We start from the raw sequence: 15,587 nt of genomic DNA on the forward strand, positions 1-15,587 counted from the left end.
TTTGTCACTGAGCGCCTTGGCGCTGGCACTGGAGCTCTGTTTGACTCCTTCGGCGCTGTTTGCCGCCGACCAAGTGGCCCCTGAAGAGTGGCTGCTGGAGCAGGTGCGGATTGGCGAAGCCAGCCATCGCGATGATTTGGTGCGCCAGTCTTTGTATCGGCTGGAGCTGATGGCGCCGCAAAATCCGCAGGTCTTATCGGCCCGCATGCGTCTCGCGCTGCGCGAAGGTAACCGGGCGCTGGCCCAGCAGCAGTTAGATAAAATTCAGCAAGTTGCGCCAGATTCGGCGCTTTATCGTCAGGCGAAACTGAGTCTGGAGTTGACCTCGACGGACAAGCAGAAACAGCTGCAACAGGCACGCCTGTTGGGCATTACCGGCCATCTGCAAGAGGCTAAAGCGCTGTACGATCAGGCTTTCGAAGGCCAACCGCCGCCGCGCGAACTGGCGCTGGAGTATTGGCAACTGGTGGCGCGCATGCCGGGGCAATCTACACTGGCCGAGCGCCAATTGCAGGCGCTGAATCAGCACTTCCCCGGCGACGTAAAAGTGCGTTTGCAGCTGGCAAAAATGGCCTTTGCCGAGAAGCAAAACGCCCGCGCCATTGCGCTGGTAACCGAGCTTTCTTATGTCGACGAGGGCCGTGAGCCGGCAGCTGACCTGTGGTTAAGCGAGATAAAATCGCAGCCGGTGAGCAATCAGTCCGTCGACGCATTGCGGCATTTTGGTGAAGTGTTCACCAGCGGCGACTCGGCGATTGAAGCCCAGCAGGAGCTACAGCGCCAGCAAGCCTTATTGGCTGACCCTCGCTATCAGGCGCGGGTCAGCGGGCTGCAAAAAGTGGCAAGCGGGGCCTCGACCAGCGCCATCGCGCCGCTGAAAAAAGCCCTTCAACAGACGCCAAACGACGCCGACGTGCTGGGCGCGTTGGGTCAGGCTTACTCCCGCGCTGGTAACCGCCAGCAGGCGCTGTCTTTCTACCAGCAGGCCAAAAAAGCCGATGTAAACGCGGCTTATGGCAATAAGTGGGACAGCCTGATCAAAGCCGACAGCTACTGGCTGGAAATCGAGCAGGGCGATAAGGCGTTGAAGGCCCAGAACCTCAATCTGGCCAGCCAGCATTATCAGCGGGCAAGGCAGATCAACAGCCGTGACCCTTGGGCTTGGATTGGTCTGGGAGATATCGCCGTGGCGCGCCACGACGATGCGCAGGCCGAGCAGGCGTATCTCAGCGCCCTGCGCGTTGAGAGCAATAACAGCAGCGCCCAGCGCGGGCTAGCGAATATCTACCAGCGCCAGTCGCCGCAAAAGGCGCTGACCTACATCAAGGCGCTCCCCGCGGCGCAACGTGCCAAGCTCGAGGATATGCAGCGCGGCATTGAGAATAACCAGTTGGCTGAACAGGCCGAGCGCCTAGCTAGTCAGCAACAGTGGGCCGCGGCGGCGCAGAGCTATCAGCAGTTGCTCAAACTGGATCCGGATAACGTTTGGGCCACTTATCACTACGCCAATGCGCTGCGTGAGGCAGGGCGCAACGCCGAGGCGGACGCCGCCTTCAAGCCTCTGGTCGCCAAACACCCGGACGATCCGCAGCAGGTTTATGCCTACGCGCTATATCTTTCCGGCACAGATCGCGATGCCGCCGCCGTGCAGCACCTGAATTCTCTGCCGCAGGCGCGCTGGGACAGCAATATGCGAGAACTGGCGCAGCGCATCACTCTCGACAAGACTTTAAATGAGATTGACCAGCTGATTGCCCGTGGTGAGAAGCCGCAGGCGCGGCAGAAACTGGCCGCCAGCCAGCTGCCGGTGAGCAGTTTAAGCCTCAACCAGCAGCGCCGCGTGGCGATGGCTTGGCATGATGTGGGAGAGGCGGCACAAGCCGCTCGCCTGCTTCAGCCCGTCAAAACCGCCGCCCGCGATTTGCCGGTCGGCCAAGACAAGGCGCTGATTTACCGTGATTCGGCGCGCCTTGAGCAGCAGGCGGCCCAGCCAGCCGCCGCGCGTGAAGACTACCAGCAGGCAATGCTCGCCAGCGGCATGACCCCGCAGTTGCCTGCCGACAATGACAGTTACACCCGGCTGACGCGCAATCAGGCTGGTGATGATTGGCTCAATCGCAGTATTCGCGCCGATGCCCATGACCTTTACCGCCAGCAGGATGTCAATTTCACCCTCGATCAGGATATGTCCACCAACAGCGGCACGCCGGGCAAGTCAGACCTCAAAGCTAGCACCACCATGCTACAGGCCGATATGCCTTGGTATCAGGGGCGCGCCTTCCTGCGTTCCGACATTGTGCGCATGGATAACGGCTCGTTTGAAAATACCCCTATCGCAGAGAGTGATCCTAACAAACAACCGGGCTACACCACCTTGTTTGGCTCCTGTGGCAGTAATTCAAGATGCAGCAGCGATTATGGTCAGCGAGCCAGCGGCGTTAGCTTTGGCGCTGGCTATAAAGACCAGACGTGGGAAGGTGACCTAGGCACCACGCCGCTCGGCTTCCCGGTGGTGGATTGGGTCGGCGGGTTAGCTTACAGCAGTGACTGGCAGGATATTGGCTGGACGGCAATGGCGTCGCGTCGGCCAATCTCCAGCTCGATGCTCTCCTACGCCGGAGCGAAAGATCCGCATACCGGCACCACATGGGGCGGCGTGCGCGCCACCGGCGTTAGTCTCGGTGTCAGTTACGATCAGGGCAAAGCGCACGGGCTGTGGGGCGACATCAGTGCTCATCAGCTGACCGGCAAAAACGTTGCCGACAACAGCCGCGAACGCCTGATGGGTGGCTACTACTATAAAGTCATCAATGAGGATAATCGCCGCGCCACCGTGGGGCTGAACTCCATGCTGTGGCACTACCAGAAAGACCTCAGCGGCTATACGCTGGGTCAGGGCGGTTACTACAGTCCGCAGCAATATTTCTCGCTGGCGGTGCCGGTGAACTATCGCCAGCGGACGGATAACTGGTCATGGGAAGTAGGCGGGTCGGTCTCTTGGTCGCGCTCCTCCACCAAGGACCAAAAACGCTATCCGCTGCAGGGGCTGCTTCCGAGTAATTTCGAGGATAAAGACGCCATTGAACAGGGCAGCAGTAGCTCAGGATTTGGTTATACGGCGCAGGCGCTGATTGAAAGGCGCGTCAGTTCGCACTGGACGGTTGGCGCGGCGATTGATATTCAGCAAGCCAAAGATTATACCCCGAGCCACTATCTGCTCTATGTCCGCTACTCGCTGGCGGGCTGGCAGGGCGATCTGGATATGCCACCGCGCCCGCTGGTGCCTTACGCCGACTTTAAGTAACAGTTTCAATCACTTCCTCTACTCAATGGGGAGAGGAAGTTAAGCTTTCACCTCACCATTGGCATAAAACTTCTTATACTGTGACGGTGTCACTTTTAGCTGACGCAGAAACGCCCGCCGTAGGATATCCACACTAGAAAACCCGCACTCATCGGCGATTTGCTTGATCGCCAGCTCGCCGTTTTCCAACAGCGTTCTGGCTTGAGAAATACGCTGTTGCTCCAGCCATTCCGCCGGAGTCTGGCCAATTTCCTGATTAAACAGCCGAGTCAGGTGCCTGACGCTTACCCCCATATGCTGTGCCATGGTCTGCACATTGTGCGGCGACGCCAGAGAACTCAGCACCCAGCGCTGCACATCCTGTAACGCAGAACGGCCGCTGACCGAGGCTTTGCCGTGGCGGCTAAACTGCAGCTGGCCGCCGGGGCGCTTGAAGAACATCACCAGTTGGGCAGCCACCTGCATGGCGATCTCCCGGCCAACGTCTTCCTCCACCATATTCAACGCCAAGTCTAAGCCCGAAGTCACACCCGCCGCCGTGCGCAGCGGGCCGTCGCAGAGGAAGATGGCATCGGCATCAACCTGCACCTGCGGGTAGTCACGCGCCAGCTGGTCAGCCACCGCCCAGTGAGTGGTGATGCGCCGGTTATCCAGCAGGCCGCTGGCGGCTAACAGCAGCGCGCCGCTGCACACTGAGCCATAACGGCTGCTTTGCAGGGCCAAACGGCGAATGGAAGCAAGCACCGAGTCATCGGAGACAAAGGTGTCGAGCACCGGCGCTCCGGCCAGTAAAAAGGTGTCGATAGGCTGGGTTAGCTCATCAGAAAGCCTGAGGTCCGGCAACAGCCGCGCGCCGGAAGAGGAGACGATCGGCTGGTCATCCAGCGCCATCACGCTAAGCTTATACAGCTCGCGGCCCAGTTGGGCATTGGCTTCGGCAAACACGTCAAGAGGCCCCGAGACGTCGAGCAACTGCACGCCGGGCACCGCCAAAATTATCACCTGTTTTACCATCTGAGCACTTTCCTCTGTTTTCCTGTCGTGTAACAACGCAATGTCGCTTTTAGTCGTATAACGACGTTTGAAGACATTTATCATCCCCCTTATTCTCTGCTCATGCAACTCACTGCATCACTACTGACCAACGAGGAACAATCATGAGTCTGAACATTAACGGTATTCGCATTCCCGACAGCAAAATGGCCCGCGAGGCGACAGAACTGGTGCGCGACACCGAGTCTTCGCTGCTGTTTAACCACTCAAGCCGGGTTTACTACTGGGCAGCGCTGGCTGGGCAACAGCGCAATCTGGCCGTCGACCAAGAGCTGCTGTACATCGGCTGTATGTTCCACGACATGGGCCTGACCCACGAGCACTGTAGCTGCGACAAACGCTTCGAAGTGGATGGCGCCAACACCGCGCGTGACTTTATGAAACAGTATGGCGTCTCAACACAGGATATCGACAAGGTGTGGACCGCCATTGCGCTGCACACCACGCCGGGCATCCCGGAGTTTATGGACCCCGTCATTGCGCTGGTCACCGCCGGGGTAGAGATGGACGTGCTGGGCATTAACTACGGCGGCTATGAAGATAAGATCCGCGAAGAAGTGGTGGCCGCTTTCCCACGCACTGCGCAATTTAAAGAAGATATTATTCAGGCATTTTACGACGGGATTAAACACAAGCAGGATACCACTTTCGGTAACGTTAAAGCCGACGTCATTGCCGATAAAGAGCCGAACTTTGTGAAAGGTAATTTCTGCCAAGTTATTCGCGCTTCGCGTTGGAAAGCGTGAGTTAACTAATTGATTCCCCGCGCCATTAATCTTTGGCGCGGGATTAAAGCTTCAATCCTGCTTGTTATTGCTGCCCGACACGGCGGTCTCTTCTTCACTGAAACGCGCGGTGATGGCGTCGCGTTCATAGCCCTGCGGCTCGGCGAGGATTTTATATAAAGCTGGCCGACGGCCGTAAATCCAGCGCCGCCCGGTGCTCAGAGGGATCAGCGTCAGATCCAGTTCAGCGGTAACCATCCTATCTGCCGCCGCCCAGGTTTCATTGATAATCCGGCCATAAGGGTCGAGGATCATCGCATTGCCGGTTCGCACTTCGTCGTCGTCCGCCCCCACGCCATTACTAAACAGGATAAACAATCCATTGTCGTGCGCCCGCGACGGCAACCAGCGCATCAGCCATTCACGGCCATTCGGGCCACGGAAGGCGGCGGTAATTTCTTCCTTCTTCTCATGCCGCTGATGCCATAACTCCAGCGGAATAGGCTTCATGCCGTGCGGGCTACGGGAGTTCGTCCCTCCGGTCTGATGGGGCGCAAGCAGGATATCAGCGCCCAGTAGAGTGGTCGCCCGGACGTTTTCCACCAAGTTGTTATCCCAGCAGATCAGAATGCCGACCTTCACGCCCCAAGGGGTATCAAACACGGTATAGGCGTCGCCGCTGCTGATGGCCTGATGCTCGAAGGCGTGGAGTTTGCGATGGGTGTGAAAGCTGCCGTCCGGCAGACAGGCCACATAAGCATTATAAAGTCGCCCGTCGTCGGCCTGCTCAATCAGCCCAACACCAATGAGCATATTATGGCGCATCGCCAGTGAGCGGATCAGCGCTAGAGAAGGGCTGTCGGACAGGGGTTCGGCCAGATCCTTCACTTCATCCGCGCTGAGTTTTGGCACGTGCCAATAGCCGGTAATGCACATCTCCGGGAAGGCGAGGATCTGAATCCCCTGTAGCGCGGCCTGCTCAATATACTTCTCAATCACCATCAAATTGTATTTCTTGTCACCCGCCTGATGCTGAAACTGCACCACGGCGCTTTTAATCAGTTTGCTTTCGGTCATGTCATTCTCCAGTTCACTTGAGGTCACTGGCTGGTATTACAGCAACTTCGCTGATAACTTTATAATGAAGTATTTTCCAATATTGATTACCAAATGGAATGTAAAATCATGAACCTTAAGCTGCTGAAAGCCTTTGTGACACTGGCCGAGAAGGGGAATTATGCCGAGGCGGCGTCGGCGCTCTCGATGACTCAGCCGGCGCTGACCAAGCAGATTAATCTGCTCGAGTCGGCGATCAATCTGCGGCTATTTAATCGTGGCAGGCAAGGGACGCTGCTGACGCCCGGCGGCGCACAGCTGCTGCCCGAAGCGCGTAAAGTCTTGAAGCAGTCGGCCCTGTTTATGCAGCACGCCGGGCTGGTGGCACAGGGCCTTGAGGGCAAAATCGCCATAGGGTTCGGGTTATCGAGCTTTGTCTATGCGCCGCAGAGCGTGGCGCGGTTTGGTAAGCGTTTTCCGGCAATCAACATCACCTTGCAGGACCTGCCTTCAAGCCAGCAAATGCAGATGTTGCAGCAGGGCGAATTGCAGATGGGTTTCGTGCGCGTTCCGCCACCTAGCCCGCTGGAGTATTTGCCGCTGTTTGAGGACCGTCTGGTGCTGATCACGCCAGAAAGCCGTTCTTTGACGGTAGATCAGTGGCTGGCAAAACATCCGCTGCTGCGGTTGCAGTCCGGGCGCGGGCAGGGGCTGAATGGGCAGATTGACCTGTTTATGCATGAGCAACACTATCAGGCCAGTAGTGAACAATATGCTGCTGATATTCATACGCTTTTGGCTATGGTGCTCGCCGGGCTGGGCGTGGCTTTGCTGCCGCAGAGCATTGTGCATATTGCGCCGTCGGATCTGAATATCGTGCAACTGAAAGGGCGCGCGTTGCGCTGGCAGACGGGAATTGCCTGGGACCCAAGAATAGAGGATGGCGTGCGGGATAAATTTATTGAGATGGTGCGGCAGGAGAGTCCCGCCGCAGGCTAATAGGCTTTATTTCAGCAGGCGGAACTCAATCATAAATAGCTCATTCAGGCCGGGGTAAATTTCTGAAATCACCTCCCTGAGTTGCTCTAAGGTCATGTTCTCCTGATCGGCGTGGCGCTGATTCAATTCTGAAAACAGCACCGGTGTCACCGCAATCACTTCAATATTGCAGAAAAACACCTCATCTTCGTAGCGCGAAACCCGGACTTTATCACCCGCTGAGAACTGGGCGTCGCTGGCTTCGCGCAGGGTAATGGTTTTGCGTTCGGCCAAAATATCGGTTTCAAAGCGCGAGAAGAAAGTGATGCTTTTCATTGTTGTTCCTGTTGTGTGGCCGGGAATTATTGCCTGATCATCTGATTGGCGAAGCGTCGCACGCAGGCGTCACCAGCCGTTTAAAACCCATTGTAAGAAGCACGGGGAGAATGTAAACGGCTGGCGATAATTAAGCTCGGCTATTGGCTATCGGTAGAGCGCGTCAGGCTTTCCCATTGGTCGATTTCCTCACTCCAGCTAGCCAGTTTTTGTCGAACCAATTGCAGGGCATCGCTGCCTAACAGCAGGTGGGCTGGTGGATTTTCACTGGCAATCAGCGTCAACATGGCGCGAGCGGCCTTCTGCGGATCGCCAAGCTGCTTGCCACTTTTGGCTTCGCGCGCCTGACGAATTGGGTCAAACAGGGCGTCATAATCAGTGAGCGAGCGTGGGCTGCGCACCATCGAGCGACCGGCCCAGTCAGTGCGGAACGAGCCTGGCTCGACGGCGGTAACGAAGATGTTGAAGGGCGCCAGCTCTTTGCTCAGCACTTCAGAAATCCCTTCTAAAGCAAACTTGCTGCCGCAGTAGTAGGCGATCCCCGGCATGGTGATAAAGCCGCCCATGGAGGTGATATTCAGAATATGGCCACGGCGGCGTTGGCGCATAAAGGGCACCACGGCCTTGGTGACGGCCACCGCGCCGAACACGTTGACGTCAAACTGGCGACGCATCTCTTCCAATGGCGACTCCTCGAACACGCCTTCGTGGCCGTAGCCCGCGTTATTCACCAGCACGTCAATCGGCCCGACGTTTTCTTCAATTTCAACAATGGTTTCGTCGATATAGGCAAAGTCGGTAACATCTAAAATGCGCGCGATGGCGTGAGTCGGGTGCAGCGCGGTAAATTCTTCGGCGGCCTTGGCGTTGCGCACGGTGCCAATCACGCGATGGCCGTCAGTCAGCGCCTGCTGCGCCAGAGCACGGCCAAAGCCACTGCTTACACCGGTGATCAAAATGTTTTTAGTATCAGACATGGTTATTTCTCCAAAAGCATTGATAAAGCCAACGCGGCTTTTCACGGCGCTCAGAGTAACGCCGATGTGTCATTCGCAAGAGACCTGAAACTCGGAGTTTATTGCCTAAAACTATGAGTGTTGTTTTTATCACCACCATAACTTGCTACACTGCACTAGGGGTATCTATGGGATGATTGGCATGAACAGCGAAAATGTAGGGCAGGTTGGGGCAGTACAGCAGGAGATGGTCAAACTGTTGGAAACACTGGCGCAGGTCGAAGGCTATAACCTGTCACGGGTGCCCGATGTGCGCTTTTTACGCTCAAACCGCCCCTTGAAACGCATGCCGGTGCTCTATGACCCGGGCATTGTGATTGTCTGTCAGGGCACAAAACGCGGCTATTTTGGTGACCGGGTGTACGTTTATGACGCACAGCATTTCCTCGCCGTGGCGCTGCCAGTGCCTTTTACTATGGAAACCGATGCCAGCGCGGAACAGCCGCTGTTAGCTATTTATATGCATCTCGACTTTTCTGTCGCCGCTGAACTGATCATGAAGATTGACCAAAACTCTGCGCAAGAGTCGCCAAAGCCGCAAAGCATGGTGTCGACACCCATGGGCGAAGCTATGCAGCACTCGGTGTTGCGTTTTCTTCAGGTAATGAGTGAGCCACAGGATGCCGCCATCCTAGGCCCAGCGCTGGTTCGCGAGATCTACTACCGCGTATTGACCAGCGAGCAGGGTGCCGGGATCCGCACCGCGTTACAGCTGCAAGGTCAGTTTGGCCGCATCTATAACGTGATTCGCCACATCCATAGCGCGTATAACGAAAACCTAGATATCAATCAGTTAGCTCAAATGGCCAACATGAGCCCGGCGACTTTTCACAGCCATTTCAAGCTGATCACCGAGACTTCGCCGATGCAATATCTGAAGTCTTTGCGGCTGCATCAGGCCAGACTGTTGATGGTCAGAAAGGAGATCACCGCGCTGACGGCATCGCTGCAAGTGGGCTATGAGAGTGCGTCGCAATTTAGCCGTGAATTCAAACGCTTATTTGGCCGCACGCCGGTCGAGGAAGTGAAACGTATGAAAGAGAATTTCGCCGTACCGCCAGAACATCAGGCCACGGAGTTTATTTCTTCTCATTGAAGGGGCTGACAGCAGACAGTCCATCAGCTGACGGTTTCGGGGCATCTTCCGGGGAACCGTCAGCTTATCCTTAACTCCTTTCCACCGAGTTAAGGGGATTTTCTATGTCTTCACGTATTAATCTGGCACTGCTGGCCGTAGCTGCTTTAGTCAATGTGTCGGCGCATGCCGCAGACTTTAAGCTTTCCAGCCAGACCATCAAGAACAATAAGCCATTGGATTCACTGCAGGTTTTCAACAGCTTTGGCTGTAACGGCGGCAATACTTCGCCTGATTTACACTGGAGCGGCGAGCCCGCAGGCACCAAAAGTTTTGCTATCACTATTTATGATCCGTCCGCGCCGTCAATCAGCGGATGGTGGCATTGGACCATGGTGAATATCCCGGCTTCCGTCCATAATTTAGGAATAGACGCGGGCAACGCCAATGGTAAAAATGTACCCGCTGGCGCAGTTCAGGGCAGAAATGATTATGGCTATGCTGGATTCGGCGGGGCTTGTCCGCCACCGGGCTTTAAATCTCATCCTTATATCTTTACCGTTTGGGCACTGGATACCGATAAATTGCCAATCACCGAGGAAAGTAGCGGGGCGCTGGTAGGGTATCAGCTGAAGGCACATATGATCGCAAAGGCGGAACTCAAACCCGTTTATGGAAAAAAATAAGACAGCCACACCTGATAATGAAAGCATTGAAATTATTCATTATCAGGCCAGTCAGGGCCACGCTCTCAAAAACATGACTTTTTTGCGCCCCGTCTTTTGCCACGTGCTGCGGGGCACGAAAATCATGCAACTCACTCATAATAAATGTGTTTCTGGAGCCGGAAACCTGATATTTGTCGCACCGCATGAGTCCATTTTGATGCAGCACATCACGGAAGATGGCGGTTTTGCATCAGAAATTGTGGCGTTTCCTGCTCATTTACTACGTGAGTTTAACAGCCGATATGCTGATATGTTAAAGACGGCGCAGGACATTACCACCACGACGCAATTGCCAGCCGGTTTAGATTTGCACGAAGCCTGGCAGAAAACAGTTAGGGCGCTAACTAAGAGAGAGCATCCACAGATGATAAAACATCACTTTGAGGGTTTTCTTTTACGACTATCGATTGCCGGTTACCGCATTACTGTGTGCCAGAATGAAAAGACGTTCTCGCAGCGGGTCATCGACAGAATCAGCCGCAGTCCGGAAACAGAGCCAATGTTAGCCGACATTGCCAAAGCGCTGTTTGTCAGTGAATCGACATTATTGCGTCGACTGAAAAGTGAAGGGACTCATTTTCGCCAATTAAAAGACGACGTTTATCTTTCGCTGGCCATGGAGCATGTTCAGGGTAATCAGATGCCCATCAAGCAAATTGCCTGTCTGGCAGGTTATTCATCGACATCGCGATTTATTGCCAGATTCAAAGAACGCTTTGGGTTAACGCCAGGCGCATTACGCAAAGTGATGCTGCCAGATAACGCCAGCGAGTAGGCCAGATTTTTACCAGCAGGGAGAATGCATGACAAACCACGCAGAATTAGTGCAGCACATTGTTGAACTTGAAACCTGTTTGCATCAGCCAGCTTTACGCCGCGACCAGCAAATCCTCGAGCATTTGCTGCATGGCGAGTTTGCAGAGATTGGTCGTTCGGGGCAGCTGTATAACAGAAGCGAGGTTGTCGACGCATTACTGGGTGAAACTGAGCAAGTGAAGATAGAAGCAGAAAACTTTGCGCTGAGCAAAATCAGCGAAGACCAAGTGATTCTGATTTATCAAAGTTTCGAGTTGAGACAAGACAATGTGAAAGTGCGGCGCACATTGCGCAGTTCAATATGGCAGAGGTCAGAGCCGTATGGCTGGCAGCTTAGATTTCATCAAGGGACACCGATGAAGGAGTGAAGTGAGAAAAGCAGAGGAAATGGGGTAAAACAGCAGATCCGTGAGCAACACAATGACAGCGCCAAAAGTCCAGATTCCACGTATCCTTACCTGAGTGCGCATAATGTATATTATGTTAAATTAGATATCATGACGTACCAGCCTGACTGACTTACTTCATCCCCTGTTGTATTTCTATTGCTTAGCTTTATGATTCAGTCAATTTCTTCAGCTACCGGAACCATCATCGATGGATAACGATTTAGATTGCGGCCTTATGACCGCAATCTGTCGCAACACTCTATCTTTAGCTCTTAACCACCGGCGTTGGCGGCACAGGAAGAATAATCTCTGAAGCGATCTTCCATTCTTTATTAACTTTCAACCAGTTATGAATCAACAGGAAAGGTTTTGGCTTACCGTCTTGCCCAGCGTAGGACACGGTAATGGTCACCGGTGCGTAGCTTTGGGCCACGTCTTTGGTTAACCCCACCACTTTTAACTTGGTCAAATCTGGCGTCAAAACCACCGGGCCGGAGCGCGCGATGTCTGACAATTTCTGATCGATAGCCGCATTGCCCCACACTGCCGACCAATTGCCCTCCACTTCTGGATTGGCGCTTTTCGCCACCAACATGGCTGACGGCGATTCCCAGAACATGTCATGAATGCCTTTGATGTCGTGCTTGTTAGCCAAATCCGCTAAATGAATAAAGTCATTTCTGATGACTTCTCGGGTTTGCGCTGTTAAGGGATCCTGATCCGCCGCCATCGCTGCCGGCAAGCTGGCCAGTGTAGAAAGAGTCACCATCAGCCCGGCTACTAATTTTTTCATCGCTTCATATCCTGCTGTTAAGTAAAAGACACGCGTTGTAGCCAACACGCCTCGGTGTTGGTGTCTTTATTAATGACCGATCATCTTGTAATAATCAAGACAACGCTGTGGCAAATTTGTAACTGTCTGCCTACTCTGACCATGCAGAATTCATCAGAACGCGTCATTTCACTATGGCATAAAACGAGGGTTTCATGTCATTTGTGATGTCGGTTTAAAGATCGATACTGGCTATCCCTTAATGAGACACTATTGGATACTTAAAATGACAACATCTACTGCTCGCCCTGTTGCTCTGATCACTGGCGCTTCTACCGGCATCGGCGCTATCTATGCAGACCGTTTAGCCCGCCGTGGCTATGACCTGATTCTGGTGGCGCGTAACCAGTCTCGCTTAGAGAAAGTGGCTGATATTATTAAGGAAAGTACCGGTGCAGACGTCAGTGTTATTGCCGCAGATCTCGGCCTGCGAGAAGAGTTGCGTCAGGTGGAAGCCCTGTTACGCCGTGAAGATAGCCCGATAAGTTTGCTAGTCAACAACGCGGGGTTTGGCTCAGTGTTCCCACTTCTGAATGCCAATGTCGATGAAATGGAACAGATGATCGACCTGAACGTTACCGCCCTGACCCGCCTGACCTACGCCGCCGTGCCGGGATTTGTGGCGCGCGGCAATGGCGCCATCATCAATATCTCTTCCATCGTGGCGATCAGTACCAATGTGCTGAACGATGTTTACAACGCCAGCAAAGCCTATGTGCTGAACTTCACCCAGTCGCTGCATCACCAGTTGGCAGATAAAGGCGTTAAAGTTCAAGCAGTTCTGCCGGGCGCGACGGCTACTGAATTCTGGGATGTGGCCGGAACCAACACTACCAACTTGCCGCAGGACTGGGTAATGAGTGCCGAAGCCATGGTGGATGCGTCGTTGCGCGGATTTGATCAGGGTGAAGTGGTCACCATCCCGCCTTTGCAAGATGGTGATAAATGGCTGGCTTATGATGCAGCGCGCGTCGAGCTTTCAGGGCTGTTTGCGAATAAAACCCCAGGCCCGCGCTATTTATAACTGACTGAAAGAACAGGCGTTACTCTGCAACAGACGCCTGTTCTACAAAAGGTTGGCGGGAGCGAATCTCTCGCAATAACGCCTGCGGCGGCTGCCCTAGCGTGCGCAAAAAAGCGCGCCGCATGCGCTCTTCATCGCCAAAACCGGTTTTTAGGGCAATCTGCGCGATAGAAGAATGCCCTGCTTCAATCATCGATTTCGCGGCTTCAATACGTAATTTTTCCACCGCCTTGGCCGGAGAATGGCCGGTTTGGTGCTGGAATGCCCGGCTGAAATGCCGCGGGCTCCAGTGAACGTGCTCGGCGAGCTGCTCGACATTTAAAGGTTCGCACAAATTCTCTTTGGCGAATTCCAACGCTTTGCGAACGCGATCGGAATCTGGCTCCATTTCGGCCACGGTGGAAAACTGCGACTGGCCGCCAATCCGACGGTGATAAACCACCAGTTTTCGCGCCACGCTTTTGACAATGTCCGCCCCTAAATCCTGTTTTACCATGGCGAGAGCTAAATCGATGCAGGCGGTCATTCCCGCTGAGGTCCAGATTTGGCCCTCGTTAATGTAGATCTTGTCCTGATCGACACGAACTTTTGGGAATCGCTGCTGCAACGCCGCGGCCTGCCCCCAGTGGGTAGTTGCGCTGTGACCGTCCAACAGTCCTGCATCGGCTAACACAAAAGCGCCGCTACAGATGCTGGAAACCCGCCGCGTTGCTAAAGCCGCCTGCTGAATTTGGCTAATTAATAGCGGCCCAACCTGAGGAATATCCGTACTGCCGCCGACCATCAGGGTGTCGAACTCGAGCTGCTCAATCGGCTGGCTATCAATTTTCACCCCAGCCGAGCTGGCAATTAGCCCGCCCTGACTGGAAACAATGTCGAACTGATAGAAAGGCTGTTCATGGCCACGCATCGCCATTTCCAGATTGGCTATTTCAAACACTGACAAAGCCGCCAGATCCAACATCTGAAATCCGGGGAAAATAACCAATCCGATACGCAGCGCCATAATGGCCTCTTTTGAGGGAAGTAATAGTTATTAGACTTTGCCACGGACCGGGTATGCAGGTCAATCAGCCTTTAACCATGACAGCAGCGGCTGTCGGCCGGAGCCTGTTCGCGCTCCTTCAGGCCATAGTCTCGCACCACTTCGGCGACGCGCAGCCGGTAATCCGCCAAGATATTTTCCCGCCCTTTGCTCTGCGCCAGCCGGTGCGGCTCGAGGTTTCGCCACTGCTTGACGGCCTCTTCGTCGTGCCAGAAAGAGAGCGAAAGCAGCTTGTTAGGATCAGACAGACTCTGAAACCGTTCAATGGAAATAAAGCCGTCAATTTCTTCCAGCAGCGGCTTCAGCGCCGCCGCAATCGCCAGATAGCTTTCGCGCCGATCTTCGGCAGGTTGTAGTTCAAAAATTACAGCAATCATGGGGTTCTCCTGTCGTGGTGTTCCGGGACTTTTCCCATCAGTTTATGACTGGCGCGAACGCCATACTTCGCTTAATCTCAAAGTATGGATAACATTGATATTGAAGATAGGCTGGCTGCCCTCGCGGCGGCGATGGCCGACAAAACCCGCACTCGCATGTTGTGCCTGTTAATGGACGGGCGGGCTTACACTGCCACGGAAATGAGCGCGGCGGTGGATGTTGCGGCGTCCACAACCAGTGCCCATCTGGCCCGGTTGCTGGAGCAGAACCTGATCAGCTGCGTCAAACAGGGGCGTTATCGCTACTTTCGGCTGGCAGGTTTAGAAGTCGCTCAACTGCTGGAATCCCTGATGGCGATGGCCGGTGTCGAACGCCCGGTGGTGAAAAGCTCTACCCCCGGCGCACTGCAATTTGCCCGCACCTGCTATGATCATATGGCGGGTGACGTGGCGGTGAAACTGCATGACAGCCTGTTCCGCGCTGGTTGGCTGAGTGGCGATCAGCAGTATCAATTAAGCGATGTAGGCCGTGAAAAACTTACCGCTTTGGGCGTGGATTGCAGTCAGCCCGCTTCACGCCGCCACTTTGCCTGTAGCTGCCTCGACTGGAGTGAGCGCAAAGCTCACCTTGGCGGTGCGTTGGGCGCGGCAATATTGGCGACTTTTGAAAGAAAAGAGTGGGTTTTGCGCCAGCTCGACAGCCGCCAGTTAGCAGTCACCGCCCAAGGCAAAAAGGCTTTAGCTCGCTACTTTTCAATTCATCTGGATTAAGTCAGTTGCCCGCCAGATCCTGCTGCTTTTTATTACATTTCAGTAACATTCCCTGTGACAGC

At 54.4% G+C, this 15,587-nt stretch carries 16 protein-coding genes; 9 read left to right on the forward strand and 7 right to left on the reverse strand.

Features of this window, described 5'->3' with window-relative positions; translation table 11 throughout:
* The first annotated feature begins 1 nt into the window (after nucleotide 1).
* Nucleotides 2–3,304, forward strand: coding sequence for a cellulose synthase subunit BcsC-related outer membrane protein (locus GEAM_RS08345; protein WP_051899452.1), 3,303 nt, complete (start codon nucleotides 2–4; stop codon nucleotides 3,302–3,304).
* A 39-nt stretch (nucleotides 3,305–3,343) separates the two neighbouring features.
* On the opposite strand, the gene GEAM_RS08350 is transcribed toward GEAM_RS08345, so the two are convergent.
* A complete protein-coding gene (locus GEAM_RS08350; RefSeq protein ID WP_034790470.1) occupies nucleotides 3,344–4,318 on the reverse strand; it encodes a GlxA family transcriptional regulator in 975 nt (324 codons plus the stop codon).
* A 143-nt stretch (nucleotides 4,319–4,461) separates the two neighbouring features.
* Between GEAM_RS08350 and GEAM_RS08355 the strand changes: the two genes are divergently transcribed.
* The gene (locus tag GEAM_RS08355; protein WP_034790471.1) at nucleotides 4,462–5,103 is read left to right on the forward strand and encodes an HD domain-containing protein; all 642 of its coding nucleotides are present in this window, start codon (nucleotides 4,462–4,464) and stop codon (nucleotides 5,101–5,103) included.
* Between the two features lie 51 nt (nucleotides 5,104–5,154).
* Here GEAM_RS08355 and GEAM_RS08360 read toward each other — a convergent pair whose 3' ends face one another.
* Complete coding sequence (locus GEAM_RS08360; protein ID WP_034790472.1) at nucleotides 5,155–6,159, reverse strand: nitrilase family protein; 1,005 nt, start codon at nucleotides 6,157–6,159, stop codon at nucleotides 5,155–5,157.
* Between the two features lie 108 nt (nucleotides 6,160–6,267).
* On the opposite strand from GEAM_RS08360, the gene GEAM_RS08365 reads away from it, so the two are divergent.
* The gene (locus tag GEAM_RS08365; protein WP_034790473.1) at nucleotides 6,268–7,137 is read left to right on the forward strand and encodes a LysR family transcriptional regulator; all 870 of its coding nucleotides are present in this window, start codon (nucleotides 6,268–6,270) and stop codon (nucleotides 7,135–7,137) included.
* 6 nt (nucleotides 7,138–7,143) lie between these two features.
* Here the strand turns inward: GEAM_RS08365 and yqfB are convergent, their stop codons facing one another.
* Nucleotides 7,144–7,452, reverse strand: a complete 309-nt coding sequence (gene yqfB, locus GEAM_RS08370; protein ID WP_034790474.1) for a N(4)-acetylcytidine aminohydrolase — start codon at nucleotides 7,450–7,452, stop codon at nucleotides 7,144–7,146.
* Nucleotides 7,453–7,592: 140 nt separating this feature from the next.
* Nucleotides 7,593–8,429, reverse strand: a complete 837-nt coding sequence (locus GEAM_RS08375) for an oxidoreductase (RefSeq protein WP_034790475.1) — start codon at nucleotides 8,427–8,429, stop codon at nucleotides 7,593–7,595.
* A 181-nt stretch (nucleotides 8,430–8,610) separates the two neighbouring features.
* Here GEAM_RS08375 and GEAM_RS08380 point away from each other — a divergent pair, with 181 nt between their 5' ends.
* The 4 genes from GEAM_RS08380 (at nucleotide 8,611) to GEAM_RS08395 (ending at nucleotide 11,455) form a co-directional block, all read left to right on the forward strand.
* Nucleotides 8,611–9,564: an AraC family transcriptional regulator gene (locus GEAM_RS08380; protein ID WP_034790549.1), complete on the forward strand. Its 954-nt coding sequence runs from the start codon at nucleotides 8,611–8,613 to the stop codon at nucleotides 9,562–9,564.
* Between the two features lie 104 nt (nucleotides 9,565–9,668).
* The gene (locus tag GEAM_RS08385) at nucleotides 9,669–10,229 is read left to right on the forward strand and encodes a YbhB/YbcL family Raf kinase inhibitor-like protein (protein WP_034790476.1); all 561 of its coding nucleotides are present in this window, start codon (nucleotides 9,669–9,671) and stop codon (nucleotides 10,227–10,229) included.
* Nucleotides 10,216–11,046, forward strand: coding sequence for a helix-turn-helix transcriptional regulator (locus tag GEAM_RS08390; RefSeq protein ID WP_034790477.1), 831 nt, complete (start codon nucleotides 10,216–10,218; stop codon nucleotides 11,044–11,046). Before GEAM_RS08385 ends, GEAM_RS08390 begins: the two co-directional genes overlap by 14 nt.
* Before the next feature lie 28 nt (nucleotides 11,047–11,074).
* The gene (locus GEAM_RS08395) at nucleotides 11,075–11,455 is read left to right on the forward strand and encodes a nuclear transport factor 2 family protein (RefSeq protein WP_034790480.1); all 381 of its coding nucleotides are present in this window, start codon (nucleotides 11,075–11,077) and stop codon (nucleotides 11,453–11,455) included.
* Nucleotides 11,456–11,741: 286 nt separating this feature from the next.
* On the opposite strand, the gene GEAM_RS08400 is transcribed toward GEAM_RS08395, so the two are convergent.
* Nucleotides 11,742–12,269 (reverse strand): hypothetical protein, encoded by a 528-nt coding sequence (locus tag GEAM_RS08400; RefSeq protein WP_034790481.1) that lies wholly within the window; start codon nucleotides 12,267–12,269, stop codon nucleotides 11,742–11,744.
* A 265-nt stretch (nucleotides 12,270–12,534) separates the two neighbouring features.
* Here GEAM_RS08400 and GEAM_RS08405 point away from each other — a divergent pair, with 265 nt between their 5' ends.
* The gene (locus GEAM_RS08405) at nucleotides 12,535–13,332 is read left to right on the forward strand and encodes an SDR family NAD(P)-dependent oxidoreductase (RefSeq protein WP_034790484.1); all 798 of its coding nucleotides are present in this window, start codon (nucleotides 12,535–12,537) and stop codon (nucleotides 13,330–13,332) included.
* Between the two features lie 19 nt (nucleotides 13,333–13,351).
* Here GEAM_RS08405 and GEAM_RS08410 read toward each other — a convergent pair whose 3' ends face one another.
* Entirely contained in the window at nucleotides 13,352–14,338 is a 987-nt protein-coding gene (locus GEAM_RS08410) for a GlxA family transcriptional regulator (RefSeq protein ID WP_034790486.1), read from the reverse strand.
* A gap of 71 nt (nucleotides 14,339–14,409) precedes the next feature.
* On the reverse strand, nucleotides 14,410–14,754 hold the full coding sequence (locus GEAM_RS08415) for an antibiotic biosynthesis monooxygenase family protein (protein WP_034790488.1): 345 nt from the start codon (nucleotides 14,752–14,754) through the stop codon (nucleotides 14,410–14,412).
* A gap of 84 nt (nucleotides 14,755–14,838) precedes the next feature.
* Between GEAM_RS08415 and GEAM_RS08420 the strand changes: the two genes are divergently transcribed.
* The gene (locus GEAM_RS08420) at nucleotides 14,839–15,525 is read left to right on the forward strand and encodes an ArsR/SmtB family transcription factor (RefSeq protein ID WP_034790490.1); all 687 of its coding nucleotides are present in this window, start codon (nucleotides 14,839–14,841) and stop codon (nucleotides 15,523–15,525) included.
* The last annotated feature ends 62 nt before the right edge of the window (nucleotides 15,526–15,587 follow it).

The organism is Ewingella americana ATCC 33852 (genome assembly GCF_000735345.1).
In the GTDB taxonomy this organism is placed as follows: domain Bacteria; phylum Pseudomonadota; class Gammaproteobacteria; order Enterobacterales; family Enterobacteriaceae; genus Ewingella; species Ewingella americana.